A 25,978-nucleotide genomic window follows, 5' to 3' on the forward strand; every position below is an offset into this window, starting at 1 on the left:
GAGCCGGTGCCGTGTGGGAATCGAGCCACAATCGGGGTGGTCGCTTCAAGAAATTGACGCCCAAGCCGACAAACCTCGGGTAGAGGCGGTTCGTATTCCGCCGCGTCATTCGCCCGAACCCTGACCGGCTTCGAGACCCAACGCATGGACAAACTGAGCATTGCAGGCTTGCTGCTAGCACTGGGCGCCGTTTTTGGGGGCAGCACCCTCAAGGGCAGTGGCGCCGCTGCGCTGGTCAGCCCGGCGGCGTTTGTCATCGTCATCGTTGGGACTATCGCTGCCATTCTGGTCCAGACCCCAGGCGACACATTCCGCCGTGCCCTGGGCATGGCGCGTTGGGTGTTCCGACCGCCGAAGCAGGATGTGGATGCCCAGATTCAAACCGTGGTCCTGTGGGCGCGGCGTGTTCGGCAGCAGGGGCTGCTGGGCCTGGAATCGGTGGTGGGGTCGGTGTCCGATCCCTTTGTGCGTCGCGGGCTGCAAATGCTGGTCGATGGCGCCGAGCCTGGCCAGATTCGCGCGGCACTCGATGTGGAACTCGACACCCTGGAGGGGCGTGATGTGGCCGCTGCCCGCGTATTCGAAGGCATGGGGACTTACGCCCCGACCATGGGCATCATCGGCGCGGTGATGGGTCTGATGGCCGTCATGCAAAACCTGAGCGACCCGGACAAGCTGGGGGCGGGCATCGCCGCCGCATTCGTCGCCACGGTCTACGGCATCGGGCTGGCCAATCTGCTGTTCCTGCCCATGGCCTCCAAGCTCAAGGCCACGGTGGCGGGGCAGTCGCGGCACCGTGAGCTGCTCATCGAGGGGCTGGTTGCGATCGCCGATGGCGAACACCCGAGCATGATCGAGTCCCGGTTGCAGGGCTTCAAGTAATGGCGCGTCGCCGCTCATCGCCGATCGACGAGCACGCCAACACCGAGAGCTGGGCCATCCCCTACGGTGATCTGGTGACGCTGCTACTCGCGTTTTTTGTCGTGATGTACGCCACCTCGACCGCGAACGAGGGCAAATACCGCGTGCTGTCCGATGCCCTGAATGCCGCCTTTGCTGGCGCACCGCGAACCATCGACCCCACGTTAAGCCAGGGCACGCCGATGAAGGCGGGGCAGCATTTGGTGGAGTCGCCGTCGGCATTCGATTCACCCACCTTTGCCCAGTCTGCGGCCGTTCAGCCGGCGACGCGTCATCCCGACAGTGCGCCGGGCGTGACCACCTTGGATCTGCTGGAGGAAGCCGTCGTGCGTGATTTGCGCCGCCGGATCTTTTCGGAGCAGGTCTTCGTCAAGCGAACGGCCAAGGGGTTGGAGGTCGAACTGGATGCGGACCTGCTGTTTGCCAGCGGTGTTGCCGAAATCTCGACGGAGGCGGAGACGTTGATCCGCCACCTCGCCGGAATTCTGACGCCTTATCCCAACGGCATCACCGTGGAAGGCCACACGGACAACGAGCCGATCCGCACCCTTCGTTTTCCATCCAACTGGGAGTTGTCGGCTGCACGTGCGGTCAGTGTGGTCCGCCTGCTCACCGACAGCGGCATCGGTCCGGCGCGTCTAAGTGTGCAGGGATACGGGGAATTCCAGCCGATTGCTGACAACAGCAGTGGCGCGGGCCGGGCACGGAATCGGCGCGTGGTGCTGGTGATCGGTGAGACGCCGGGCGCGGCGGGGGGCAGACCCAGCGCCTCGACCATGGCCAGACGGGGCGGCGACCTGGAAGCCGGCGGCTCCGGTCGGCGCGGTCCGAATCCTGCACCACAGGCCCGAGATTCACGCGAAGGCGTTTGAGATGTCCAGCCCAGCCCTGATGGAAAAACTGTTCCAGACCGCGGTTGATATCGAGGCCGAGGCCCCGGAACCCACCACGCGCTGGCTGACCTTCAGCCTGCTCGAGAACCGCTACGCCATCGAGATCGACCAGATTCGGGAGATTCTCAGGCCCTGCGAACCGACACCCGTGCCGGGCGCGCCGAACTGGATGCTGGGTGTCATTAATCTGCGTGGCGCGATTGTCACCGTGTTGTCGCTGCACACCATGCTCAACAGGCCCGTACCGGAGCCCAGCGAGCAGCAGCGCGTACTCGTCACCGACATCACGGGTGAGCCGGTGGGGCTCACGGTTGATGCGGTCGGCGATGTGTGGAACGCGCCCGACCGGCTTTTCGAGCCAGCGCCGAAGGTGGCGGATTCCAAGGAAGCCCTGCCCGTGGCGGGCGTCTTCCAGCGCAAGGACTACCCGTTGATGGTGCTGGACGTCCAGGCGGTCCTGGGCCGCATCGGAGCCTTGGTCTGATGGCCCCCGAACTGCTCGTCATGGTCGGCGCCAGTGTCATGGGCTGCGGCTGCGTGGCCGGCTTGTGGCTGGTGACGCACCGATTGCAGCGACTGGCCGAGGCGCAGCAGCAACTGGTCGGTCAGCAGACGGCCGACCGTGCAACCGTTGGAGCACTGGGTCGCGCCATTCAGCAACTGCGGGTGGAGTGCAATCACATGGCCGCGCAGGCAGCCGGGCGTGATGACCTGCGCGATGCGCTTGCCCAAATCGACCGCGTGGCCGACGCCCAGCGCGCCCTGGAGCGGCGCTGGGGCCTGGAGCACGCCCGCAGCCTGGCACGCGATGGCATCGCCACCGACCTGCTGGTTAAGGAATACGGCCTCACCCCGGCTGAAGCCCGCCTTATCGCGCGGTTGGAGCCGAACACGGTGCAGGCACATTAATGCGCATTCGCGCTACAGAACCCTTCGAGTCTGCCGATAAGTCAGACAAGACCCCGCGGGAGAATGTCATGTCCCATACCGCACTGAAGCTGAACCTGGACGGTGAACTGTCCATTCGCGAAATTTCGACGCTGCATGCACGGCTGATGGATGCCCGTACCAGCGAGGAGCCCGTGACCCTGGACGGCGAGCATGTTGTTCGCGTTGACACGCCCGGGCTGCAACTGCTCGCCAGCTTTGTCAGCGAGCGCGCCAGTTGTGGCCGGCAGACGAGCTGGTCTGCCGCCTCAGCGGCGCTGCGGGATGGTGCCCGTCTGCTGGGTCTTGAATCACTGCTCGCCCTTGACTCCCTCCAGACCGACTCGGAGACCCACTGATGAAAAAGATTCTTGCCGTTGATGACTCGCCCTCCATGCGCCAGATGGTGGCCTACACCCTGCGCGATGCCGGGTTTGACGTGGAAGAAGCCGAGGATGGCCAGGTCGCGCTGGATAAGGCGAAGTCCAATGCCTACTCGCTGGTGCTGGCCGACGTGAACATGCCGAATATGGACGGCATCACGCTGGTGCGTCAGCTCCGTGGGCTGGACAGCTACAAGTTCACGCCGTTGCTGATCCTGACCACCGAAGCCGGGGCCGACAAGAAGGCCGAAGGCAAGCAGGCCGGTGCCACCGGCTGGCTGGTCAAGCCTTTCAATCCCGACCAGCTGATCTCGGTTGTCCAACGCGTTTTGAACTGATCGATCACCCCAACTGACAAGGCGTAGCGCCCATGAGCATCGACATGCAGCAGTTCCAGCAAACCTTCTTTGAGGAGAGTCTGGAAGGGCTGGATGTCATGGAATCAGGGTTGCTGGAGATGGACCCCTCCGCGCTGGACGCGGAGGCCATCAACGCCATCTTCAGGGCGGCGCATTCGATCAAGGGTGGTGCCGGGACCTTCGGGTTCGAGCCCATCAGCCAGTTCACCCATGTGGTGGAGACGCTGCTGGATGACCTGCGCAGCGGCAGTCGCAAGGCAGACACGGCGTTGGTCGACTTGCTGCTGCGCTCGGTCGACAGTCTGCGGGCCATGTTCGACGACGCCCAGGCGGGTACGCCAATCGACGTCTCGCGGCATAACGATGTGCAGCGGGAGCTGCTGGCGATTCTGGAACAGGCACCAGATGACGCAGACCCGTCGGCGAAGATCGATCCGGCGCTTGCCGTCGCGGGTTGGCAAATTGATTTCCGCCCGCATCCCGAGCTGTTCACCACCGGCAATGATCCCCTGCATGTGTTCCGCGAACTGGCTGCCATGGGCCCTTTCACGGCGACACCCGACAGCAGCAACCTGCCGGATGTCGAGCACCTGGATGCCACGCTCTGCCATCTGCACTGGACGCTGGATTTGCAGGCGCCGGTCACAGAAGAGGCCGTGCGCGAAGCCTTTGCGTGGATTGAGGACGAGTGTGACCTCAGCCTCAAGCCCCAGCATCTGGTGGATGACCCAGAACTCGGCACCTTGCCCAAGCTTGCCGAGACGGACAGCGTCAAAGCCGACAAGCCACGAACGCCCGCGCAGTCAGCCGCGGCCAGTAGCAGCCTGCGCGTGGGTGTCGACAAGATTGATGCGCTGATCAATCTGGTGGGCGAACTGGTCATTACCCAGTCCATGCTCAAACAGGCCGGTCACGAGCTCGATCCCGTCCACCACGAACGGCTGATCGCCGGGCTGGATACGCTGGCCCGGAACACGCGTGATCTACAGGACGCCGTGCTATCGACTCGCATGGTTGTGATCGAATCGGTGTTCAAGCGGTTTCCGCGTGTGGTGCGTGATGTGGCCGGCCAGCTGGGCAAGCAGGTCGAACTGCACATGGAAGGCGAGGGGACCGAGCTGGACCGCAGCGTCACCGAGAAGATTGTTGATCCGCTGACACATATCGTCCGCAACAGCATCGATCACGGCATTGAATCACCCGAGCAGCGCCAGGCCGCGGGCAAGCCGGCCAAGGGCCACATCACGCTCAAGGCTGCCCACGAAGGTGGATTCATCGTCATCGAGGTCATCGATGACGGTGCCGGCCTGAATCGCCAGCGCATACTCGACAAGGCCCGGGACTCCGGACTCGCTGTCAGCGATGACATGCCCGATTCCGAGGTGTGGCAGCTGCTGTTTGCCCCCGGCTTTTCAACGGCCGAAACGGTGACAGACCTGTCCGGCCGCGGTGTCGGCATGGACGTGGTCAAGCGCAACATTGTGAGCCTCGGCGGGCAGGTGACCCTGTCGTCGCAGACAGGCCGTGGCACGCGGGTCGAGATTCGTCTGCCGCTGACGCTGGCCATTCTCGACGGCATGTTGGTGGGCGTTGGCGACGAAACCTACGTCGTGCCCTTGAACGTCGTCTGCGAATCGCTGCAACCCGCCGAATCCGATATCAAACGCATCACCGGCCAGGCGGAGATGGTCCGTGTGCGTGATGCGTATATCCCCATTCTTCGCCTGTCTCAGGCTTTTGGCGTGCAAGACGCGCAGCCATCGCTGACGGACAGCGTGCTGGTCATCGTCGAGAGCGAGGGCCGGCAGGTGGCCCTGCAAGTCGACCAGCTGCTGGGACATCAGCAAGTGGTCATCAAGAATCTGGAAGAACACTACGGCAGCGTTTTCGGCGTGTCCGGCGCGACCATTCTTGGAGATGGCCGGGTCTCACTCATTCTCGACGCCGCCGAGCTTGCAAACACGTTCGATCAGGTCCGCGCGGCTTAGCCGGGTGGTTGGTACTCAACAACGACCGGTGAAAATCCGGCAAGGACTCCCCCAATGAGCGACCAGACGGTGATGGATGAGGATGCCCGGGCGCAACCTCATTTATCAGAGCAGGAGAGCAACGAGCCGACCCAGGAGTTCCTGACATTCAGGCTGGGTGACGAGGAATACGGTGTGGATATTCTGAAAGTTCAGGAAATCCGAGGTTACGACACGGTGACCAAGATTCCTGATGCGCCTGAATACGTCAAAGGCGTGATCAATCTGCGGGGCACGATCATGCCGGTCGTGGATCTGCGCTTGCGCTTCCGTCTCGGCGAGCCTCGCTACGACGAGTTCACGGTGATGATCATTCTGCACTTGGAATCACGCAAGGTCGGCATCGTGGTCGACAGCGTGTCCGATGTCTTGAACCTGCGCGAGTCGCAGATGCTGCCGCCGCCAGAGTTTGGCGGGCATCTCAATGCCAACTCGATCCGAGGGCTGGGGTCGGCCGGCGAGCGACTGGTCATTCTGATCGATATCGAACGATTCATGGCCAGCGAAGACATGGCGCTGTCAACGGCAGCGCCAGCAGCTGCCGTCAGCAACTAAATAAAAGGGCAAAACAATGGGTAACAACAGCATTTTGGGTTTGTTTGGCGGTTCACGCGATGCGCAGCGGCAACGTGCGATTACGCAGGGCCAGGTCGCGGCTCTGGATAAGTCCATGGCCGTGATTCATTTCGACCTGGAGGGGAACATCCTCAAGGCGAATCGCAATTTCTGCGACACGGTGGGCTATGAGTCCAGCGAGATCATCGGCCAGCACCACAGCATCTTTGTCGAACCCGCGGAGCGCGAGAAGGCCTCATACCGCGATTTCTGGGCAAAACTCGCCCGGGGCGAGTTCGACCGGGCCACGTACAAGCGGGTCAAGAAGAACGGCGATCCGGTTTGGATCGAAGCGACCTATAACCCGATCTTCGACGAGGCCGGCCAACCGTTCATGGTGGTGAAATACGCCACCGATGTGACCGAACGCATGCGCGTCGCCAGCGATCACGAGGGCCAGATCGCGGCCATCGGAAAATCACAGGCAGTCATCCAGTTCGAACTGGATGGCACGATTATTAGCGCGAACGACAATTTTCTCGCCGCGACCGGGTACACGCGGGACGAGGTCATCGGCAAGCACCACAGCATGTTTGTCACGCCCGAGGATCGCGCGTCCGACGCCTATCGTCTGTTCTGGAAGCAGCTGGCACTCGGCGAGTTCGACAAGGGGACCTACAAACGGGTCGCCAAGGATGGCAGCGAAATCTGGATTGAGGCGAGCTACAACCCGATCTTCGATGCCGCGGGTCGACCCTTCAAGGTCGTCAAATACGCCACAGATGTGACCGAGGCGCGTAATCGGGCAGCCGAAAACGCTGGACAGCTGGCAGCCATCCAGAAGTCCCAGGCTGTGATCGAGTTCGATATGGACGGCAACATTCTCTCCGCCAACAGCAACTTTCTGGAGACGGTGGGGTACACGCTGGACGAGATCCAGGGGCGTCACCACAGCGTGTTCGTGGACAAAGACTATGCCGCCTCATACGAGTACCGAGAATTCTGGGCCAAACTGAACCGTGGCGAGTACGACGCGGGTCAGTACGCGCGTATCGGTAAAGGCGGGCGGCGGATCTGGATCGAGGCGTCCTACAACCCGATCCTAGATGCCGAGGGACGGCCGATGAAGGTGGTCAAGTACGCCACTGACATCACCGAGAAGATGCAGGCGAATCTGGCCATGGAGCAGGTGGCCAAGCAGACCATGGCCATTACGGCATCAGAGGATTTGTCGCAGCGCATCGAAGTCGATGCGGCCAGTGGCCTGGTGGGTGAACTCTGCACCTGCATCAACAAGATGCTCGATCACATCCATCGCAATGCAGAGCGTGAGCAGGTGGCGGCGGCCGATAACCTGCGCATCCGGAATGCGTTGGACAATGTGACCACCAATGTGATGATCGCTGACAACGATCGCCGCATCATTTACATGAATGAAGCGGTTCGCAAGATGTTGGTGACCGCGGAAGCGGATATACAGAACGAACTTCCCGAGTTCCGGGTGGAAAACCTCGATGGGCAGTCCATCGACGCCTTCCACAAGAATCCGGACCACCAGCGCCGCATGCTGGAACGGTTGGAAACGGCCTTTAAGACCGATATCAAGCTGGGCGGACGCACTTTTGGTTTGATCGCCAGTCCGGTGATCAGCGATGACGGCGAGCGTCTGGGCACGGTTGTGGAGTGGCAGGACCGCACGCAGGAACTGGCGCTGCAAGCCGAAATCGAGGCCCGGGAAGCGCGAGAGCGTGAGATCGCGGACGAGAACCTGCGCATTCGCAATGCCCTGGACAACGTCTCGGCCAATGTGATGATCGCGGACAACGACCGGCGTATCACCTACATCAACCGTTCGCTGTTCAACATGTTTACCGTGGCCGAGGCAGACCTGCGTGAGGATTTGCCCCAGTTTGATGTGCGTAAGGTCATGGGGACCTGCATCGACGATTTCCACAAGAATCCTGCGCACCAGGAGCGCATGATCTCGCAGCTGCGTGACACCCACCGTGCACAGATCAAGGTCGGCGGGCGAACCCTGGCGCTAACCGTCAACCCCATTCTTGATGACAAGGGTGAGCGTCGCGGCACCGTGGTCGAATGGCAGGATCGCAAGGCCGAAGTGGCCGTCGAACAGGAAATCGGTGAAGCCATCGAAGCCGCCAACAACGGTGATTTCGCCAAGCGCATTCAGCTTGACAACAAATCGGGATTCTTCCATCGCATTTCGGCAGGGATCAATCAGTTGATGGGCGGGTTCGAATCAGGCTTCGAGTCCATCAACCGCACGCTGGTGGCCATGGCAGATGGCGACTTCACGCAGCGTATCGACGAGGATTATCGGGGCTCTTGGGCCGAGCTCAGCAATTCGGTGAACACCACAGTGGATCGGCTCACCGATTTGCTCGGGCAGATTCGGAACTCGTCGGTCGAGATCAATGGGGCCTCCCGCGACATCGCCTCCGGGGCGGATGATTTGTCGGCCCGCACGGAGCAGACGGCAGCCAGCCTCGAGGAAACGGCCTCGTCGATGGAAGAGCTGACGTCGGCCGTGCGCCAGAATTCGGAGAATGCCGAGCAGGCCAACCAGTTGGCTGTCGGTGCCAGCGAGACCGCCAATCGTGGCGGCGAGGTCGTGAAGCAGGTGGTCGTCCGCATGGGCGAGATTACCAACAGCTCTCGCGAAATCAGCGAAATTATCAGTGTGATTGAAGGCATCGCGTTCCAGACCAACATCCTGGCGCTAAACGCGGCTGTGGAAGCGGCCCGCGCCGGTGAGCAGGGTCGCGGCTTCGCGGTTGTGGCGGGCGAGGTGCGGTCTCTGGCGCAGCGGTCGTCGGCAGCCGCCAAGGAGATCAAGAAGCTGATCTCCAGCTCGGTGGACAACATCAGCAAGGGCAGCGAGATGGTGGATCAGGCCGGCGAGACAATGGCCGAGATCGTTAGTGCCGTGAAACGCGTGACCGACATCATGGGCGAGATTACCGCCGCATCGCGTGAGCAGCGGTCGGGTATCGAGCAGGTCAACGACGCCATCACGCATATGGATCAGGGCACGCAACAGAATGCGGCGCTTGTGGAGGAGTCTGCAGCAGCGGCGAAGTCTCTGACCGACCAGGCTGACGGGCTGCTGACCGCCATTCGCCGATTCCGTTTCGACGCGGAGGATGCTGTGGCAGAGCCGTTGGTCCGAGGCCCAAAAGCGCCCATCTCGCAGGTCAGTCGACCTGAGAAGCCGGCTGCTAACCACTCACAAAAGCCTGCGCCTGCGAAGGTGGCAGTCGCACCGAAAGCACCGCCTGCGGCTGTTGCAGGTGATGAGCAGTGGGCTGAGTTCTAGCGGCGACTTCGAGGAGTGGGGCAATGCGTAGTTCTATGGCGACCATGCTGGTTACGCAAAGAAGCATGATCAGCCGCGGCCTGTACGTGATCGCTCAGCATGGCTGGCGGTGGTGGGGTGTCCCCTTGGCTCATTTCGGCGCAGGACTGGTGGGCTTGGATGAGCATCAGGGGGGATCGCGACAGTGAGTGGCGGGGACCGGGACTTTGATCTCACCCGCGCTCATTTCCAGCGTGTTCGTCAGTTGATCGGCGAATACGCTGGAATCTCCCTGGCGGCGTCCAAGCAGGACATGGTGTACAGCCGCCTAGTCCGTCGTCTCAGGGCCCTCAAGCTCGACAGCTTTGATGACTATTTGCAGATTGTTGTGGCAGACGAGCAGGGTGAGCGTCAGGCCTTTGTCAATGCGCTGACAACGAATCTGACGGCGTTTTATCGCGAGGCCCATCACTTTGACGTGCTCGATCGAGTGTTGGGCGAATTCGGGTCTCGCAAAGTTCGGATCTGGTGTAGCGCTGCGTCGACAGGAGAGGAGCCCTACTCCATCGCCATGACGGTCGTGGAGCACTACAACAGCTGGTCTCCTCCGGTCGAGATCGTGGCCACGGACATCAATACAGAGGTCCTGCGTCAATGCCGTTCGGGCATCTATGGTCTGGACAGAATTGAGGGTATTGACGCTGCCCGCCGCAAACGTTTTTTTCAGCGGGGTGTGGGTGCGATGGCCGGCAAGGCCCGAATAAAACCGGAGCTACAGCGACTGGTCGACTTCGAGACATTCAACCTGCTGGGCGATCACTGGTCTCGTTTTAATGGGGTCGACATCATTTTTTGCAGAAATGTCATGATTTATTTTGACAAACCGACACAAGCTTCCTTGTTGAAACAATTTCATCGGGTGATGAATGTCAATGGTTGGCTCTTCGTCGGCCATTCCGAGAGTCAGGTCAGAGACGTGCCGGGCTTCGTCGCACAGGGACATACGGTTTACCGGTCGCAAGCTGTTGGAGTCGCAGCCTGATGGGATTGCCCGCACTTGAACTCAAGCCGGAGATGCTTGATCGGTGGCAGGCCCCTAACTCGGGCCAACTAACGCGGTATTTCGATCGGAAGTTCGATGCCGAGGCTATCAAGCTCATGCCGGGCGAGTTTGCCGGAGTTGATGACCCCACCATGCTGGTCACCATTCTGGGTTCGTGCGTGGCTGCTTGCCTCTTCGATCCGGAGTCCAAAGTGGGCGGAATGAACCATTTCATGCTCCCAGGCGACATGGCCTCTCGGTCCGGTTCGGGACGGTACGGCATCCATGCGATGGAGCTGCTGATCAATCGGCTAGTTGGTGTGGGGGCCGTACGCCATCGGCTTCGCGCCAAACTATTCGGCGGGGCGGCGGTGGTGCGCTCGATGACGCAATCCGATGTGGGTGCGAGCAATATTCAGTTCGTTGAGCAGTATCTCCAGACTGAGGGCATCCCGCTGGTGGCGTCAGACCTTGGCGGGCCGTGGCCGCGCCGGGTTCATTTTTTTGGACAAACAGGGCAGGTCTTCGTCAAGCGACTTCCGGTGGTTGAGGCCAGTCGAATCGTCAAGGACGAAAGCCAGCTGTTCCAGCGCCTCGCCCAGAAATCTGAGGAATCCGGTTCCGTGGAGCTGTTCTCGTGAGCACGCGCGTGCTTGTTGTCGACGACTCGGCGCTTGTGCGCGAGGTGCTGACAGAGATGATCAGCCGGGCACCAGATCTGGAGGTGGTGGGGGTCGCACGGGACCCCTATGACGCTCGGGAGAAGATCAAGGCACTGAATCCCGATGTGTTGACCCTGGACGTGGAAATGCCCCGTATGGATGGGCTGACCTTCCTGGACAATTTGATGCGTCTGCGCCCGATGCCGGTGGTGATGGTTTCGTCCCTGACTGAACGAGGGGCCGACATTACCCTGCGAGCCTTGGAACTCGGTGCGATCGATTTCGTCACCAAGCCAGCGGTCGGGGTGGCCAGCGGTCTCCGAGAGTACACGGATCAACTGCGCGACAAGTTGAGGCAAGCCGCTGGATCCAGGCCGCGGCAGCGCAGCGTGGCGGCCAAAGCGTCCGAGGTCGTCGTTGCGCGGGCCTACCGAACGACGGACCAGCTGATCTGTGTCGGATCCTCTACCGGGGGTACCGAAGCACTGCGTGTGTTCCTGGAACGCATGCCGCCGGATGCGCCGGCTGTCGTGATGACCCAACACATCCCTGCGGCATTTAGTGGCTCGCTCGCAGCTCGCCTGGATGGGGCGTCGCCCATGCGGGTGTGTGAGGCGCGCGATGGTCAGCCGATCACACCGGGTCACGCTTATCTCGCGCCGGGCGACCGGCATCTGCGGGTGGCGCGCAGCGGCGCCCGTCTGGTCTGCAGGCTGGATGATGAAGCACCGGTTAGCGGGCATCGACCCAGCGTCGATGTGCTTTTCCGCTCCGTGGCACATGCCTGCGGACGCAACGCGGTGGGCGTGATGCTCACGGGCATGGGCTCTGACGGGGCCCAGGCCATGCAGGAGCTGCAACAGGCCGGTGCCCGAACGCTTGCACAGGATGAGGCCAGCTGCGTGGTCTGGGGCATGCCCGGTGCCGCCTACCGGCTGGGTGCTGTGGACAAGCTCGTACCCCTGGATGACATGGCGCAGGCCGCGCTGAACGCCACGCGACAGGACGCCATTGCCTGATGCCGGGCGACGTACGAAGCCGTGCTGCAAGCCGCAACATAATCTGCGGATAAATCGTTAAAGACCTGCGCCAAGCGGCCGTTATACCAACAGTTCACGGAGTACCGGAGACCTCGAATGCCCACCCCTGATATCAAGATTCTGCTCGCACTGGCCGGCCTCACGGTTGCTCATGTCGTCACCGCCCTGTCGGGCGCCCCGGCCATGCTGCTCTGGGGGACGACCGCCGGCTTGTTGCTCGTGCTGGGATGGGTCGGCTGGACCATCTGGCAACGCGTGCACTCAGCTGAGGATCACGAGCAGACGCTGCAGCAGAACAAGGCCTTGCTCGACGAGCTGGGCGTATCGGCCAAGAACGAAATGCTGGAAGTGCGCTCCGAGGTCGAGCGTGTCAACGGCCTGGTGCGCGAAGCCGTCTCCGAACTGGGCAGCAGCTTCAGTGCAATCAGCCAGACATCTCGGAGCCAGCAGGATGCGGTCAGCGGCCTGGTTGCTCAAACCTCCGATGACTCCGGGGTCAATGTCCGCGAGTTCGCGGTGCGGGCCGGCACCCTGGTCGAGCAGTTGGTGACCTTGTTGCAGGAAGAAAGCCAGCGCAGTTCCTCCACGTTGGGTCAGATTGACCAGATGAGCAAGCAGCTGGATGCGATCTTCGAGTTGCTGGAAGACGTCAAGTCCATCGCCGATCAGACCAACCTGCTGGCGCTGAACGCGGCTATCGAAGCGGCACGCGCTGGTGACGCCGGACGCGGGTTTGCCGTGGTGGCCGAAGAGGTCCGCAGCCTGTCGGAGCGCTCCACGACCTTCAACGAGCAGATTCGCGGTCTGGCACACGATGCGCGTGACTCCATGACCAAGGTTCGCCAGACCGTCCAGAACATGGCCTCGCGTGACCTGGAAGCCAGCGCCCAGGCCAAGGTGCAGGCCGATGATCTGGTCACACAGGTGGAGTCCATCGACAACAAACTCTCCAATGGCATCAACCGGGTGTCGGATTGCCGGGAGCAGATCGAAATTGCCGTGCAGAAGGCCGTGCGCTCTCTGCAGTTCGAGGACATTGCCACCCAGGCGCTGGGTTCGGTTGGCGATCACCTGGACCGGCTGGAGCACATCAGCCGCGAGGCGCTGGTGCTGACGGGGTTGCTGCCCAAGTCGGCTGAGGGCGCGTCGGCGGATCGCGTTCGCGAGCTGCAGCAGTTCAACCAGCGCATCCAGCCCGCCCGGCAGGAGTGGAAGAAGCCACCACACCATCCGGTGACGCAGGAGTCCATGGACGAGGGCAGCATCGAGCTGTTCTAGCCAGGCGCAACCTACCTCAAGCAGACACGGCGCGGATCTCCGCGCCGTTTGTCGTTTGGGGGCGTGGCATCATGGCGCGCATATTTTCAAGGTGTGCGCGGATGTCTGATTCGCTGGACGAGGTGCTTCGGCAATTGCTGGCCGACCGGCGGCAATTGGCGTCGCAGCTGCACGATGACATTGCCCAGTCACTGACGCTGGCCGTGTTGTCTCTGAAACGACTGGATGCATCGCCGCCTCAGCAAATGGCCCTCAGCGCCCTGGACGAAGCGGCAGACCAGGTCCGCGATGCCACCGTCCAGCTTCGCCCCAGCCTGTTGGATCAGGTCGGGCTGCTGGCGTCGATCCGCCTGTATGCGGAGTCGCAGTTGGGGCGCAGCATCACCACCGACGGCGAACTGGATACCCAGGCGTGGTCACTCGAGGAACGCGGGCGCTGGTACTGGGCCTGCCAGCAGCTACTGCACTTGGTCGACGGCGTTGAGCATGTCGCGGTCGTGGAAACGACGCCCGCAGCCGCGCTGCGATTCTCGCCCTGGGCGGGAACCGATGCCACCGCGGCCTGGTTGGAGGGCCTGGGATTTCAGGCGAGCATCGAGGCGCAGGGCCTCACGTTACGCCGCGTGGCAGAGAGCTAGCCCCTGTTTCTGGCCCGTGTGCGGGCCTGCTCGCGTAGCGCCGGTACCAGGATTAGGGCTTCCCACACCAGAAAGCCGGCGCCGACACCGATGACGCTCCACAGCACATCGGGATTGGCCAGCACGGGGTGCAGGGGCTGGTCAGAGAACAGCGCTTGCAAACCCAGGGCGATCAGGACAGCGCCCGGCATACCGACAATGCCGGCCAGTAGGATACGGCGCTGAACGCGATTGCGGGTCGGATCGGACATGTCAGGATTCCTGTCAGATGTGTTGCCAGACCGGCTGCGGCGTATCGGCGTAGAGTTTCGATCCAATTCAGTATACGAGTTCCGAGAATGTCCGAGACCGTGTTTCGCGCGTTGGTGGCCGTCATCGGCCTGGGGTTCGCCCTGCTGTTTGTGATTCTCGTGGTTCCGCCGCTACTGACCAACCCGGATGTTCCGGGGGCCGCCATGGCCGGCTTCGTCAATCCCTATGCCGCCGGCTACGCCAGCGACGCCATTGCCTGCTGGCTCATCCTCGCGGTTTGGGTGGGGTACGAGGCGGCGCATCGCGGCGTTCGCCACGGTTGGGTGTGCCTGTTGCTTGGGGTGGTGCCAGGCGTCGCCACCGGGCTGGCGGCCTACCTGTTGTTGCGACACGCGCAGGCGTCAGCTCGCGACCTGTGATACACACGAACAGCAGGCGCACCCGCTATCCAGGGGATACGTCGTGACAGGTCAAAGCAGGGATGACAGGAGCCAAGGATGACGCGCGCATGACGCTGCGATCGAAGATGCTGGTGCTGGCAGCCCTGCCGGTGCTGATGAGTGTGGCCGCGGTTGTTGTTGGTCTACGGCCAGTGCTGGACGCGCATCAACGCGCCAGTGAGGTGCAGCGGTCATTGGCAGGGGTTGAGCTCGTGCGCGCAGTGGGGCGAGCGGCGGCACAACAGCGCAACGCAGCCATTCTCGCGCTGGGGCGCAATGGTGCGCCTGAAGCCCGCTGGCGGGAGCAGACAAACTCGGCGCTGGATGCCTTGAAGAACTGGCGACAGGAACAGGGCGATCTCGGTCAGTTGGATGCACCGCTACGACGCTACATCGATGTCTCAACCAGTCGTCTGGCTCAGCGGGCCGGCGTTGATGCAGGGACGGCTCTCGAGCGCCTAATCAGAAAGTTTGCTCCCGCAACCCAGGGCGCAGCCCAGTGGATGGACCGGGTGGCCATCCAAACCGGGGGTGCCCAGGCTGCAGCAGAATTCCGCGCAGCAGCCGTGCTGCACCGGATGCACGATGACGCGGGCCTGCTCGCAACCCTGATGGCCTACGCGGATGAGCATGGGCAGGTTGAGCCGGAGACGGCCATCGCGATGAGCGTTGCGTTTGCCGGACTGGAGCAGCGTGCCGAGCTCTACAACGAGCTCATGGCCAATGTCTCCGCGGCCAGGCAACTGGACGGACTGGTCGGCCAGCTCCGCGCCCAGGGTTGGTTCGACGCGGTGGAGGATGCACTGGACCAGCAGCAAGTGGCGGCGCTTACGGAACGGCTGCTGCGGTCCATGGGCTACGGGGGATTCATCCATGCCTTCAAGAACTACGTTCTGCGCGGGGATGTCAGCTACCTTGAGCAGTTAAACGCCAAAGCGGATGCAGCGCAGGCCGTGCTGGATCGCATCGCCTATGAAGCCGAAGCGGCTGGTATTGATGAGCAGATCATCACCGACCTTCAAACGACACTGACCGCGTATGTCGAACGCATCCCGTTCGTGACGGCGGCTCTGGCACGGGGCGACACAGCGGCGACGATTGATGCGCAGGTCAAGGTCTCGGATACGGCGGCGCTACAGGCCATCGAGTCGCTGACCCGGTGGCAGAGCCCGATGAACCGTATTCGTCAGGCCGAGGCACAGCAGGTACTGGACCGCGAGCTGGACGAGGCGGCGCAGGCGTTGCACCAAACCCTGCGGCTGCAGGCTGATGCGATCTACCACGCGGCCGATCGTCGCGCGATCTGGACCCTGGCCCTGGGCGGGCTGGTCGTTGTGCTGGTCAGTCTGCTGGCGTTCTCGTTTTACCGGCGCCTGAGCAGTGGGTTGGCCGGCTTTCTGGATGATCTGCGACATGTGACCGAGACCGGTTCGGTCGAACTGCAGCATCGAGCGGGGAATGCAGCCACCGATGAAATTGGTGTGCTCGAAGCCCTGGTGCGGCAATACAACCAGCGTGTGGCCAGCCTGGCGGCGGCGCTACAGCGACTGGCCGATGGTGATACGTCCCAATTGCCGGAGCCGCTGGGGCCGCAGGATGTGATGGCACAGTCGCTGGTGTCGCTGGGCCAGGCCAGCCGGGCGATCGAGGATCACGCCCAGCGCATTGCTGCCGGTGACTACGACACGTCGCTGCTGCCGCGCAGTGAGCGGGACACGCTGTCGCAGGCGGTCAATGCCATGGCCGCCGCGCTTGCAGATTACCGCAGCACCACGGCGGCTGCGGCTTGGCGTGCTGAAGGCCAGCTGGCAGTCCTGCGCGCCATGCGTCGCCCCCGGTCGGTTGGCGATCTGGCGGAGGCGGTGGTCCAAAGCCTGCTGCACAGACTGGAGGCGGACATCGGTGCGCTTTATCAGCAGGATGAGCAGGGTGTTGTGCTGCAGGCTCACATTGGACTACCCGATGGCATCGACTGGCCTAGCCGGTTCGATGCCGACCATGGCCAGCTGGGTCGGGCGCTCAAGGCCCAGGGGGCGTTCTTGCTCGCAGACCTGCCGGCTGACTATCTGCCTGTTGCATCGGGTCTGGGCCAGACCTTGGCCAGCACGGTGGCACTGGTGCCCTTGCGTGGCCAGGGCCGCGTGGTGGGGCTGCTGGAACTGGCCTGGCACCGCCGGGCACCGGAGCAGACCCTGGAGCTGTTGGATAGCGTTTCGGAATCGGTTGCCTTGGCGCTGGATGCCCTGGAAGCCAAGCAGCGCACCGATCAGCTGCTGGAAGAGACCCGATCCATGGCCACGCGGCTGGAGGAGCAGCAGGAGGAGCTGCGGGTCTCCAATGAAGAACTGGAGGAACAAACGCAGGCGCTGCGCCAGTCGGAGGAAGAGCTCAAGCAGCAGCGTGAAGAGCTGCGGACGACCAACGAGGAGCTGGAAGAGAAAAGCGAGGTGCTATCCAGGGAACGCACCAAGCTCGAGGCGTCGGCCCGGCAGCTGCAGCAGGCCACGCAGTACAAGTCTGAGTTCCTGGCCAATATGTCGCATGAGCTGCGCACCCCGCTGAACAGCATGCTGATTCTGTCCCGGCAACTGGCCGACAACGAGGAGGGCAACCTCACCGCCGAGCAATCGGAGTCGGCCCGGGTGGTCTACGAAAGCGGCCGCGACCTGCTGAACCTGATCAACGAAATTCTGGATCTGTCCAAGGTCGAGGCCGGGCAGCTGGCCGTTCATGCCGAGCCGTTTATGCTCAAAGCCGTGCTGAACACGCTGCGGCGCCAGTTTGAACCGATGGCCCAGGCCAAGGGCATTGCATTCCACATCGAATGTGCCGAGGACCTGCCTGAGCAAATCTGCACGGATGCCCAGCGGCTGCAGCAAATCGTGCGTAATCTCGTGTCGAATGCCATCAAGTTCACGGCTGAAGGCGGCGTGACACTGCGTGTCTCACGACCAGATGCCGCTTTGCCGCGGCCGGTCGGCCCAGCGGGCGAGCCGTGGGCAACCGAGCAGTTGCTGGCGTTCTCGGTGATTGACACCGGTATCGGTATTGCACCGGCCAAGCTGGACGAGATCTTCAAGCCATTTGTCCAGGCCGATGGTTCGACCAGTCGCCAGTACGGGGGCACGGGCCTAGGGTTGAGCATCTGCCGTGAGATGGCGGCCTTGCTGGGCGGAACAATGCACGCCAGTAGCGAGTCCGGCCAAGGGAGCGTGTTCTCGGCGGTGCTGCCACAGTGGCTGGAGCCTGCAGCAGCGGATGCAGACACGCTGGCCACAGACCCGGCCCTATCCGAGGGCGCCGCGGAATCCTCGCCGGCGGACCTGCCGGCGGCGGTTGTGCCGGATGACCGCGACGCGCTGACCGGGCCCGGACAGGCCGTGCTCATCATTGAAGATGATCCCGCGTTCGCGGCGATTGTCCGTGATCAGATTCGGGCCCGCGGCCGCCAGGCACTGGTGGCGCTGGATGGTGGTAGTGGGCTGGCGTTGGCGCGGGAGTATCGCCCCCAAGGCATTGTGCTGGACCTGCGTCTGCCCGACATGAGCGGGCAGCAAGTCTTGGCAGTCCTCAAGGAAAGTCTGGAGACACGCCATATTCCGGTGCATATCGTCTCTGCCCAGGATGGCTCGGTCGACGCCTTGCGGATGGGGGCCATCGGGTTTCTGGCCAAGCCCGTGACCCGTGAGGCGCTGGGCGAAGTCCTCAACCAGATTGAGTCGGCACAAACGGGTCAGCGACGCGTGCTGGTCCTGGAGGATGATGCCGCAGCCCAGTCCGCCATTCGCAGTCTGCTGGAGAACGATCAGACTCGGATCGAGACCGAATCCAGCGGGGAGCAGGCACTGCGTCGCCTGGCCTCCGAGACCTTTGATTGCATCGTGCTGGACTTGAAGCTCGACGATATCGACGGCCTGGAATTTCTGAAACGTCTGCGGGCCAGCGAATCGCGCCAGCATCCGCCGGTGATCATCTACACCGGCCGCGACCTGACCCGGGACGAACACCGGGAACTGACCGCAATGGCCGAGAGTGTGGTGGTCAAGGGGGCGGAATCGCCCGAGCGATTGCTGGATGAGGTCACGCTATTTGTCCATGCACTGAATGAACGCTTACCCGCCCAGCAGCGCCAGGTATTGGAGCGTTTGCATGATGGTCCCGGGGTGTTCGAGGGCAAGCGTCTGTTGGTGGTCGATGACGACCTGCGCAATACCTTTGCCTTGTCCGGAACCCTCAAGAAGAAGGGGTTCGAGGTCCATATTGCCGACAACGGGCAGATGGCCTTGGAGAAGCTGGACCAGCTGGGCAGCGTGGACCTGATCCTGATGGACATCATGATGCCGGTGATGGATGGCTACGAAGCCATGGCCCGTATACGCGCTGACAGCACACAGGCTGATTTGCCGATTATTGCGCTGACGGCCAAGGCCATGCCGGAAGATCGCCGCAAATGCCTGGAGGCGGGCGCAAGTGACTATCTGGCCAAGCCCATTGATATGGACCGCCTGCTGTCGATGATTCGGCTGTGGTTGGGGCGTGCCGCGTGACGGACCCCGAGATTCTCCGAATCGAGGTCGATCTGGTCATCCAGGCGATGTACGAGCGTTTCGGCCTCGATTTCCGCCAGTATTCGCGCGCTTCACTGGAGCGGCGGCTACTGGGGCTTGTTGAGCAGCTGGAGCTGGCGCGGGTGAGCGAGCTAATTCCCCGCTTATTGCATGAGCCCGGCTTCGTGGATCGGGCGGTGAACGGGATTGCCGTCAATGTCACCGAACCTTTTCGCGATCCCGAATGCTTTGCGGCGATACGCGAGCAGGTCTTTCCGGTGCTGCGAACCTATTCCTACTTCAAGATCTGGCACGCCGGTTGTGCATCGGGTGAAGAGGTGTATTCGATGGCCATCCTGCTGAAGGAGGCCGGCTTGCTGGACCGGGCACAGATCTATGCCACCGACATCAATACCGATGCATTGGCCCGCGCCAAGGATGGGATTTACCCGGCCGAGTCGATTGCACGGGGCGAGCGCAATTACCTGGCGGCTGGCGGAACCGGACGGCTGGCCGACTACACGGTCCAGCAATATGGCGCCGCTCGCTTTGATGCCTCGCTGCGCGACAACATGGTGTTCTCGCAGCACAACATCGTATCGGACGAGGTATTCGGCGAAATGGTGTTGGTCATGTGCCGTAATGTGCTGATTTATTTCGAACGCGATTTACAGAATCGTGTGGTTGATTTGTTCCGCCGCAGCCTGGCTCGCCGCGGCTTTCTCGCCTTGGGCGCGAAGGAAAGCCTACTGCACTTGTCGGCCGGGCAGCGCTTTGAATGTCTGGATCGCGACGCGCGACTGTACCGTGCCATTTGACGCGGTGGTCATCGGTGGCTCGCACGGCAGCTTCGATTTGTTGCTGGACGTGCTGCCGCGTTGGGCGGCCGTGGAGTTCCCGCCGCTACTGATGGCGCTGCATATCCCGCGTGGCAGCACGCCGGATTTTGTCCACCATTTCTCAGAGCGCTGTGGCTGCCGCATGCTGGAAGTGGAAGACAAGCAGCGCCCGGCGCCGAACACGGTGTACCTGGCACCCGGCGGTTACCATGTACTGGTCGAGCGTGATCGGTCGCTAAGCCTGTCATCCGACGGCCCGGTGAACCACGCGCAACCGTCGATCGACGTGTTGTTCGAGTCGGCCGCCATGGTGTTCGGTCATGGCTTGCTGGGCGTGTTGCTGACCGGCGCCAGCGCTGACGGGGCCCGTGGGTTGGCCCGCATCCAGGCTCTGGGCGGCACCACGGTGGTTCAGTCGCCGGAATCGGCGGTTGCAGCCACCATGCCGGAGGCGGCCCTGGCCTGTTGCCGTCCGGATCACGTAGTGGCGGCGGGGCGACTGGGTCGGTTTATCGCCGATCTCATCAATCGCGGAATCGACTAAGGGGAGTCTGTCGATGGAGGGAAGAAGGCAGGCCGATGTGCCGGCACGTCCGAAGCTGTTGCTGGTCGACGATACGCCAGCCAACCTGCTCGCGTACCGGGCCATACTCGGCAAACTGGGCCTTGAGCTGCATGAGGCGGAATCAGGCCATGAGGCCTTGTCGCTGGTCCTGCGACACGAGTTTGCAGCCATCCTGATGGATGTGCAGATGCCCGATCTCGATGGTTACGAAACCGCAGAGCTGATCCGTGAGCATGCTGGCGAAGTGCCCATCCCCGTGATTTTCATTACGGCGGGGGATCGCAGCGAGGCGCGCGAGTTTCGCGGCTATGACACCGGTGCGATTGACTATCTGTTCAAACCGGTCAACGACAAGCTGTTGATTTCCAAGGTGCGTGTGCTCACCGATTTATGGTTGCATCGGCGCCGGCTGGCCGAGTCAACGGATATGTTGCGACGGGTCAACGGACAGCTCAGTGGCCTGCTGCGTGGTGCCGCCGAGGGGATCTTCGGGCTGACACGCGACGGTGTGATCGACTTCACCAACCCTGCCGCGGCGCGATTGCTCGGGGTGGAGGGTGCCGCACTGCTCGGCCAACCGATATTCACGCTGTTCAACGCGGCGCTGCGTGAGCGCGTCGGGACGGACTTCATGGCCAGCGACATGCGCCGCATCGCGGTGGAAGAGGGTATTTACCGCAGTACCCAAACCGAGTTCGTGCTGCCGGGCAAGCCGCCCATCCCAGTGGCCTTCAGCCTGTCGGCCGTCGATTCTGCGCAGCGGCAGACATCGGGGTTTGTCCTGGTCTTCAACGACATCACGGATCAGCTCAGCGCGCAGGAAGCCTTGCGTCGCAGCGCAGAGCATGACGAGCTTACCGGCCTGCCCAATCGCCGGATCTTCCAGCGGCACCTGGAACGCTGCGTCCATGCGGATGATCAGCCAGCCTTCGGCTTGTTGTATCTAGACCTCAACGGCTTCAAGCCGATCAACGATGAGTATGGCCATGATGCCGGCGACAGCCTGCTCAAGACACTGAGTTGGCGCATGGCGCGCATGCTTCGGGGCGCTGATTCGGTGGCTCGTCTGGGGGGAGACGAGTTCGGCGTTGTGCTTGCCAGTTGCTCCACCGTTTCGCAGGCGCGGCAAATCGCCGAGCGCCTGCTGGAAGCGATTACGGCGCCCGTGGTCATCGATGGCTTGTCGCTGCAGTGCGGTGCCAGCATCGGTATTGCCATGTGCCCGGATCACGCAACCGATGCGGACTCACTGGTTCGGGCCGCAGATCAGGCCATGTATGTGGCCAAGCGCGACCCCGGCGTGTCGATCGCCGTGGCGTAATTCCCTGACCTGTCGGGTGCCGGTGCGTGCTGGCCTTGCAGTCAGGACAAATACTGTATAAAAATACAGTTATTGATTTGGTCCTGTCCGCGAGGTTCCGGCATGTCTTCGATTCGCTCCCGTCGCACCCTGTTTGCAACAACTGTCGCGCTGCTGTTGGCGGCAACGAATCTCGCCGCCCAATGGGGTGATCGTGAGCTGGCGCAGGCCGACCGTGATCGAGCCGCCGCAATTCAGGCCGCCGAGGGTTACGTGCAGGCCGCGTTACGCCACGACGATCTGGCCACGCGCTATGTGGCACCGCAGTTCGGGGGGCGGGTGCCGGCGCAGCTCAGTATGGTCGATACGCTGCGTGTGGCCTGTCACCTCGTCGCAGAAGGGGATCGTCGTTACCACCGTTACCTCGAACTGGTTCAGGTGCGCGTTCGTTTGCAGGCGCAGTCGCAGCCGTTGCCCCGTCGTTTGGTTGAAGAGCTGGATTCGCTGAGGGCCCCGCCCATGCAGCCCCGTCACCTGGTGCGCAGCGCGGAGTTGTTGGCGGCCTGTGACCAGCCGGACACAGCGCTGGTCGCGGGTCTGCGGCCGCTGGAGCATTCGCCCTCATCCTGACCACTGCGTTCGGGTAGGTGCGGTCGGCTTGAACGATCGGTTAGTCTTGCCTCTCCAACAAATCGCCATTGGCTCGAGTCGATTCGACAGGCGATATTCACAGGGAGGAGAACATGACTGGACTAATGGCTCTGGCGGGCTTCACCGCCATCACCTTGCTGCTGCCACTGATCTACGCTGGCTATCGCGTACCGCTGGTTCTTAGCGGCAAGAAAGCAGCGGACCACTGGACACGTGGTCGGCCGGAGGATGATCCGGGCCTGATCATTCGGCTCAAGCACGCCCATCTGAACTGTATTGAGAATCTGGTTCCGTTTGCCGCTGTGGTTCTGTTGGCGGTGGCTCTGGACCAGCGGGCCGTGATCGATGCGCTGGCGCCCTGGGTGTTGTACGCGCGTCTGGTACAAATTGCCGTGCATAGCGTGGGTACCAGTTTTCCGTTGGTACTGGCCCGGGCGACGATGTTTATCGCGCAGGTCCTGCTGATGCTCTACATGCTGTTCAACATCATCTAAGCCCAGTGCTGCGGCGGCTAGCTGAAGCCGCACCGGCTGCAGCCGGTCGTCGCAGCGCCGTTTGCCGGTGCCGAAGGGACAGGCCGCCCCCGACGGTCAGATGGCCGCTTCTGACCGGATGGCCTGAGCCCGCTGATACAGCGCATGCTGGGCACCGAACTGCGACTTGAGCGCGCCTGTGGCGGTCTCCATGAGCTGGTGTCCCTGCTCGCGATTGCCGGCAGCGACCAGAGCACGGCCCAGTTCGCAGCGCAGCAGTTGCACCTGATAGTGCTCAGGGCCGTGCAGCGCCTGCTTGATCTCCAGAGCCTGTTCGAATCGCTGCACGGCATCGGCGTCGCCGCGATAAAGCGCCAGTCGCGCGCGATAGCTCAGCGCCAAAGACAGGTGCGGCTTACCCGGCTCGCCGGTCTCGAGCAGAATTTCGATGCTGCGGTCCAGCACATCTTCAGCGCGATCAAAGTCCCCGTTGACCGCCAGTGCATGTCCGCGAAGCACGCGACAATCCGTGCCGTAGATGTCGTTCTGGGTGCTGGGTGTCATGTCGACCAGGGTCGATTCAAGTTCAACCAGCGCATCCTGGTGGCGCCCGTCTTGCAGCAGGACGTAGCCGCGTTGGCAGCCCAGTGCGGTTGTGAGCTTGTCGCCCCGTTCACCGTATTCATGGGCCATGGGCAGGGCCTGGTCGACGGTGGTCAGTGCCGCATCCAGCTGGCCATTGTCGGTCTGGAGCTTCGATAGATTGAGCATCTGACGGGCTAGAGCGGCGGATGGGCCATAAAGCGACTGCCGGAGTTCGATGGCGCGCTGCATGCGCTCGGCCGCCGTCACCAGATCACCGCGCTTGCGGGCAATGGCTCCCCAGTTGCTCAGGGTGTTGAGCGCGTTGACGGTCTGGGTCTTGTCCAGGGCTTCCCAGACGGCCCAGGTTTGCGCGCTGACTCGCTGGGCAGCGTCCATGTCGTTGTTGTAGAAATGCGCCACCACCAGGTTGCTCAGCACAATGGCGGTTTCTTCGTGGTTGCGGCCCCAGTGGCGGTCCGCGCGGCGCAGGGCATCCTTGATGACGCCCACGGCCGCCTCGGGGTTGTCATCCAGCCGATACAACCGTGACAGCATCGAAGCCGAGTGGATGAGCTGAACTTCATGGCGTGATTCGTTGGCCAGCCAGTAGTCATGCGCCTGCTGAAAGAGTGCGCGTGCGCCGGCGGTATCGCCTGCTTCAAAGCGAATCTGTGACAGGTCGAATTGGGCCAATGCGCGGATGTCCGGGGGAATCTGCGGGGACGGATTGTTGGCGATGCGCTCCAGAACCGGCTCGGCCCGGCCGTAGTCGTCCATGGCGAAAAAGATGGTGCCGATCATCCGCAGGCCGGCAGCGTGGCTGGCCGGATCGTCATCGAGCTCGGCATCAAGATGCGCCAGCGCATTGTCCAACAGGCCAACGGCGGTGAGCGGTTCGCCGGTTTCGTTCTGACTGCCGGCGGCGCCCAGTACCCGGGCCATGGCATCCCGCATGCTGGCAACGCGGGCAGCGTCGCGCAGTGCGACATCTCGCTGGACCGCGGCGCGATGTGCGTAATAGCTGGTCATGCCCAGTGCCGCGATGATCAACGTCAACACCAGTGCCGACGCGGCCACCGCCACACGGTTGCGGCGGATGAAGCGCCGGGCAACATAGCGACGCGCACCCCGACGGGCCGCAACCGGCCGCAGAGCGAGCATGGCGTCTATATCCTCGCAAAGCGCGAGTACGCTGGGGTAGCGGGCATCCGGCTCCTTGCGCAGCGCCATGGCGCAGATGGCATCGAGATCATCCGTCAGATTGTGGCCATGCAGGGGGCTGGAGCGATCGATCAATGAACTGACAACAGGGGGCACGGTGGTCAGCACCCGGTTGATGGCGGCGGGGAGCGGGAGCCCGTCCAGTTGTTGCGGCGGCTGTCCTGCAAGCAGGGCATAGAGCACCGCCCCCAGCCCATGCACGTCAGTGGCCGTTGTGATCTGACCGCCGGCCAGTTGCTCGGGGGCCGCGTAGTTCGGGGTGTAGAGCGCCTGTGTCAACTGGCCATTCTTCACGCCCGAATCATCGATCAGCGAGGCGATGCCGAAGTCCAGCAGTTTGGGCGTGCCGTCTGCGCGAACAAGAATGTTGGCCGGTTTGATATCGCGGTGGATGACCAGACGACGGTGGGCATAGGCGACGGCGTCGCAAATGCACCGGAACAGATCGAGCCGCGCGTGCAGTGCCAGTCCGTGTTGTTGGCAGTAGTCGAGGAGTGGCAGGCCGTCGACATACTCCATGGCCATATAGGGATGACCCTGGTCGTCGACACCGCCGTCCAGCAGTCGCGCGATGTTGGGATGATCCAGGTCTGCCAGGATCTGGCGCTCGCGCTGGAATCGTTGCAGCCGTCCGGGATCACGTGTTGGCAGTCGTTTAACGGCCGCTTGCTGTCGATATTGCCCGTCGGAGCGGTCCGCCAAATAGACCTCTCCCATGCCGCCCCGCCCCAGCGGGCAGGCCACGGCCCAGACACCAATATGGTCTCCGCGGGCCAGGGCATAGTCTGCGGTTTCGTCGGGGGTAGCCGTCGAGGCTGAGGCTGCGGGTTGCTGCAGGAACTCGCCGGCATCGCGGTCGGCATCCAGCAAGCGCTGCACCGCCGTGCGCAGCCTGTCATTCCCCTCGCAGAGCTTATCCAGCATGGCCTGTCGGCGGTTTGGCGCGACATCCATGACCGCATCGAATACCCGTTCGATCTCGGCCCAATTTGTTTCGTTCATCCCCGTCGCCCGCTGTTGAGCTTGCCCCTTCGACCATGATCCACTGTCGTTCAAAGTTCCTC

At 62.6% G+C, this 25,978-nt stretch carries 23 protein-coding genes; 21 read left to right on the forward strand and 2 right to left on the reverse strand.

Translation table 11 applies throughout. The annotated features are described in order from the left end of the window. The first annotated feature begins 144 nt into the window (after nucleotides 1-144). The 14 genes from DEH80_RS14630 (at nucleotide 145) to DEH80_RS14695 (ending at nucleotide 14,041) form a co-directional block, all read left to right on the forward strand. The gene (locus DEH80_RS14630; RefSeq protein WP_109721260.1) at nucleotides 145-882 is read left to right on the forward strand and encodes a flagellar motor protein; all 738 of its coding nucleotides are present in this window, start codon (nucleotides 145-147) and stop codon (nucleotides 880-882) included. Next, nucleotides 882-1,793, forward strand: coding sequence for an OmpA family protein (locus tag DEH80_RS14635; protein ID WP_109721261.1), 912 nt, complete (start codon nucleotides 882-884; stop codon nucleotides 1,791-1,793). The genes DEH80_RS14630 and DEH80_RS14635 overlap by 1 nt, the downstream gene beginning before the upstream one ends. A gap of 1 nt (nucleotide 1,794) precedes the next feature. Beyond that, nucleotides 1,795-2,298 (forward strand): chemotaxis protein CheW, encoded by a 504-nt coding sequence (locus DEH80_RS14640; protein WP_109721262.1) that lies wholly within the window; start codon nucleotides 1,795-1,797, stop codon nucleotides 2,296-2,298. Continuing rightward, nucleotides 2,298-2,723, forward strand: coding sequence for a hypothetical protein (locus DEH80_RS14645; RefSeq protein WP_109721263.1), 426 nt, complete (start codon nucleotides 2,298-2,300; stop codon nucleotides 2,721-2,723). The genes DEH80_RS14640 and DEH80_RS14645 overlap by 1 nt, the downstream gene beginning before the upstream one ends. 68 nt (nucleotides 2,724-2,791) lie before the next feature. Beyond that, the gene (locus DEH80_RS14650; protein WP_165831490.1) at nucleotides 2,792-3,100 is read left to right on the forward strand and encodes an STAS domain-containing protein; all 309 of its coding nucleotides are present in this window, start codon (nucleotides 2,792-2,794) and stop codon (nucleotides 3,098-3,100) included. Next, a complete protein-coding gene (locus tag DEH80_RS14655; RefSeq protein ID WP_109721265.1) occupies nucleotides 3,100-3,462 on the forward strand; it encodes a response regulator in 363 nt (120 codons plus the stop codon). The genes DEH80_RS14650 and DEH80_RS14655 overlap by 1 nt, the downstream gene beginning before the upstream one ends. Before the next feature lie 32 nt (nucleotides 3,463-3,494). After that, on the forward strand, nucleotides 3,495-5,471 hold the full coding sequence (locus DEH80_RS14660) for a chemotaxis protein CheA (RefSeq protein WP_109721266.1): 1,977 nt from the start codon (nucleotides 3,495-3,497) through the stop codon (nucleotides 5,469-5,471). Nucleotides 5,472-5,525: 54 nt separating this feature from the next. After that, nucleotides 5,526-6,065 carry a chemotaxis protein CheW gene (locus tag DEH80_RS14665; RefSeq protein WP_243412826.1) on the forward strand — a complete coding sequence of 180 codons (540 nt, stop codon included), beginning with the start codon at nucleotides 5,526-5,528 and terminating at the stop codon, nucleotides 6,063-6,065. Nucleotides 6,066-6,081: 16 nt separating this feature from the next. Continuing rightward, nucleotides 6,082-9,402 (forward strand): PAS domain S-box protein, encoded by a 3,321-nt coding sequence (locus tag DEH80_RS14670; RefSeq protein ID WP_109721267.1) that lies wholly within the window; start codon nucleotides 6,082-6,084, stop codon nucleotides 9,400-9,402. Between the two features lie 184 nt (nucleotides 9,403-9,586). Next, nucleotides 9,587-10,423 carry a CheR family methyltransferase gene (locus DEH80_RS14675; RefSeq protein ID WP_207774627.1) on the forward strand — a complete coding sequence of 279 codons (837 nt, stop codon included), beginning with the start codon at nucleotides 9,587-9,589 and terminating at the stop codon, nucleotides 10,421-10,423. Next, nucleotides 10,423-11,064: a chemoreceptor glutamine deamidase CheD gene (gene cheD, locus DEH80_RS14680; protein WP_207774628.1), complete on the forward strand. Its 642-nt coding sequence runs from the start codon at nucleotides 10,423-10,425 to the stop codon at nucleotides 11,062-11,064. Before DEH80_RS14675 ends, cheD begins: the two co-directional genes overlap by 1 nt. Then, a complete protein-coding gene (locus tag DEH80_RS14685; protein WP_109721269.1) occupies nucleotides 11,061-12,104 on the forward strand; it encodes a protein-glutamate methylesterase/protein-glutamine glutaminase in 1,044 nt (347 codons plus the stop codon). Before cheD ends, DEH80_RS14685 begins: the two co-directional genes overlap by 4 nt. A gap of 360 nt (nucleotides 12,105-12,464) precedes the next feature. Next, nucleotides 12,465-13,403: a methyl-accepting chemotaxis protein gene (locus tag DEH80_RS14690; RefSeq protein ID WP_438938296.1), complete on the forward strand. Its 939-nt coding sequence runs from the start codon at nucleotides 12,465-12,467 to the stop codon at nucleotides 13,401-13,403. Between the two features lie 101 nt (nucleotides 13,404-13,504). Further along, a complete protein-coding gene (locus tag DEH80_RS14695) occupies nucleotides 13,505-14,041 on the forward strand; it encodes a histidine kinase (protein ID WP_165831491.1) in 537 nt (178 codons plus the stop codon). Here the strand turns inward: DEH80_RS14695 and DEH80_RS14700 are convergent. Beyond that, nucleotides 14,038-14,292, reverse strand: coding sequence for a hypothetical protein (locus DEH80_RS14700; RefSeq protein WP_109721272.1), 255 nt, complete (start codon nucleotides 14,290-14,292; stop codon nucleotides 14,038-14,040). The two genes, DEH80_RS14695 and DEH80_RS14700, sit on opposite strands and share 4 nt — an antisense overlap. Nucleotides 14,293-14,379: 87 nt before the next feature. On the opposite strand from DEH80_RS14700, the gene DEH80_RS14705 reads away from it, so the two are divergent. From DEH80_RS14705 to DEH80_RS14735, 7 genes are all read left to right on the forward strand, one after another. Then, entirely contained in the window at nucleotides 14,380-14,712 is a 333-nt protein-coding gene (locus DEH80_RS14705) for a DUF2834 domain-containing protein (protein WP_109721273.1), read from the forward strand. Between the two features lie 89 nt (nucleotides 14,713-14,801). Then, nucleotides 14,802-19,280: a response regulator gene (locus DEH80_RS14710; RefSeq protein WP_165831492.1), complete on the forward strand. Its 4,479-nt coding sequence runs from the start codon at nucleotides 14,802-14,804 to the stop codon at nucleotides 19,278-19,280. Next, a complete protein-coding gene (locus DEH80_RS14715; RefSeq protein WP_109721275.1) occupies nucleotides 19,277-20,098 on the forward strand; it encodes a CheR family methyltransferase in 822 nt (273 codons plus the stop codon). Before DEH80_RS14710 ends, DEH80_RS14715 begins: the two co-directional genes overlap by 4 nt. Continuing rightward, on the forward strand, nucleotides 20,088-20,663 hold the full coding sequence (locus DEH80_RS14720; protein ID WP_207774629.1) for a chemotaxis protein CheB: 576 nt from the start codon (nucleotides 20,088-20,090) through the stop codon (nucleotides 20,661-20,663). Before DEH80_RS14715 ends, DEH80_RS14720 begins: the two co-directional genes overlap by 11 nt. Nucleotides 20,664-20,676: 13 nt before the next feature. Next, complete coding sequence (locus DEH80_RS14725) at nucleotides 20,677-22,005, forward strand: GGDEF domain-containing response regulator (protein WP_109721276.1); 1,329 nt, start codon at nucleotides 20,677-20,679, stop codon at nucleotides 22,003-22,005. A 102-nt stretch (nucleotides 22,006-22,107) separates the two neighbouring features. Further along, entirely contained in the window at nucleotides 22,108-22,614 is a 507-nt protein-coding gene (locus DEH80_RS14730) for a hypothetical protein (RefSeq protein WP_109721277.1), read from the forward strand. 113 nt (nucleotides 22,615-22,727) lie between these two features. Beyond that, nucleotides 22,728-23,129, forward strand: a complete 402-nt coding sequence (locus tag DEH80_RS14735; protein WP_109721278.1) for an MAPEG family protein — start codon at nucleotides 22,728-22,730, stop codon at nucleotides 23,127-23,129. A gap of 96 nt (nucleotides 23,130-23,225) precedes the next feature. On the opposite strand, the gene DEH80_RS14740 is transcribed toward DEH80_RS14735, so the two are convergent. Further along, nucleotides 23,226-25,916 (reverse strand): serine/threonine-protein kinase, encoded by a 2,691-nt coding sequence (locus DEH80_RS14740; protein WP_109721279.1) that lies wholly within the window; start codon nucleotides 25,914-25,916, stop codon nucleotides 23,226-23,228. Nucleotides 25,917-25,978 lie beyond the last annotated feature (62 nt).

Source organism: Abyssibacter profundi, assembly GCF_003151135.1.
Taxonomy (GTDB): domain Bacteria; phylum Pseudomonadota; class Gammaproteobacteria; order Nevskiales; family OUC007; genus Abyssibacter; species Abyssibacter profundi.

Excerpts from the sequence above, each read along its gene's own strand:
- DEH80_RS14630 (WP_109721260.1), top strand. The coding sequence starts at position 145 with ATGGACAAACTGAGCATTGCAGGCTTGCTGCTAGCACTGGGCGCCGTT.
- DEH80_RS14635 (WP_109721261.1), top strand. The coding sequence starts at position 882 with ATGGCGCGTCGCCGCTCATCGCCGATCGACGAGCACGCCAACACCGAG.
- DEH80_RS14640 (WP_109721262.1), top strand. The coding sequence starts at position 1,795 with ATGTCCAGCCCAGCCCTGATGGAAAAACTGTTCCAGACCGCGGTTGAT.
- DEH80_RS14645 (WP_109721263.1), top strand. The coding sequence starts at position 2,298 with ATGGCCCCCGAACTGCTCGTCATGGTCGGCGCCAGTGTCATGGGCTGC.
- DEH80_RS14650 (WP_165831490.1), top strand. The coding sequence starts at position 2,792 with ATGTCCCATACCGCACTGAAGCTGAACCTGGACGGTGAACTGTCCATT.
- DEH80_RS14655 (WP_109721265.1), top strand. The coding sequence starts at position 3,100 with ATGAAAAAGATTCTTGCCGTTGATGACTCGCCCTCCATGCGCCAGATG.
- DEH80_RS14660 (WP_109721266.1), top strand. The coding sequence starts at position 3,495 with ATGAGCATCGACATGCAGCAGTTCCAGCAAACCTTCTTTGAGGAGAGT.
- DEH80_RS14665 (WP_243412826.1), top strand. The coding sequence starts at position 5,526 with ATGAGCGACCAGACGGTGATGGATGAGGATGCCCGGGCGCAACCTCAT.
- DEH80_RS14670 (WP_109721267.1), top strand. The coding sequence starts at position 6,082 with ATGGGTAACAACAGCATTTTGGGTTTGTTTGGCGGTTCACGCGATGCG.
- cheD (WP_207774628.1), top strand. The coding sequence starts at position 10,423 with ATGGGATTGCCCGCACTTGAACTCAAGCCGGAGATGCTTGATCGGTGG.
- DEH80_RS14690 (WP_438938296.1), top strand. The coding sequence starts at position 12,465 with ATGCTGGAAGTGCGCTCCGAGGTCGAGCGTGTCAACGGCCTGGTGCGC.
- DEH80_RS14695 (WP_165831491.1), top strand. The coding sequence starts at position 13,505 with ATGTCTGATTCGCTGGACGAGGTGCTTCGGCAATTGCTGGCCGACCGG.
- DEH80_RS14700 (WP_109721272.1), bottom strand. The coding sequence starts at position 14,292 with ATGTCCGATCCGACCCGCAATCGCGTTCAGCGCCGTATCCTACTGGCC.
- DEH80_RS14705 (WP_109721273.1), top strand. The coding sequence starts at position 14,380 with ATGTCCGAGACCGTGTTTCGCGCGTTGGTGGCCGTCATCGGCCTGGGG.
- DEH80_RS14710 (WP_165831492.1), top strand. The coding sequence starts at position 14,802 with ATGACGCTGCGATCGAAGATGCTGGTGCTGGCAGCCCTGCCGGTGCTG.
- DEH80_RS14725 (WP_109721276.1), top strand. The coding sequence starts at position 20,677 with ATGGAGGGAAGAAGGCAGGCCGATGTGCCGGCACGTCCGAAGCTGTTG.
- DEH80_RS14730 (WP_109721277.1), top strand. The coding sequence starts at position 22,108 with ATGTCTTCGATTCGCTCCCGTCGCACCCTGTTTGCAACAACTGTCGCG.
- DEH80_RS14735 (WP_109721278.1), top strand. The coding sequence starts at position 22,728 with ATGACTGGACTAATGGCTCTGGCGGGCTTCACCGCCATCACCTTGCTG.
- DEH80_RS14740 (WP_109721279.1), bottom strand. The coding sequence starts at position 25,916 with ATGAACGAAACAAATTGGGCCGAGATCGAACGGGTATTCGATGCGGTC.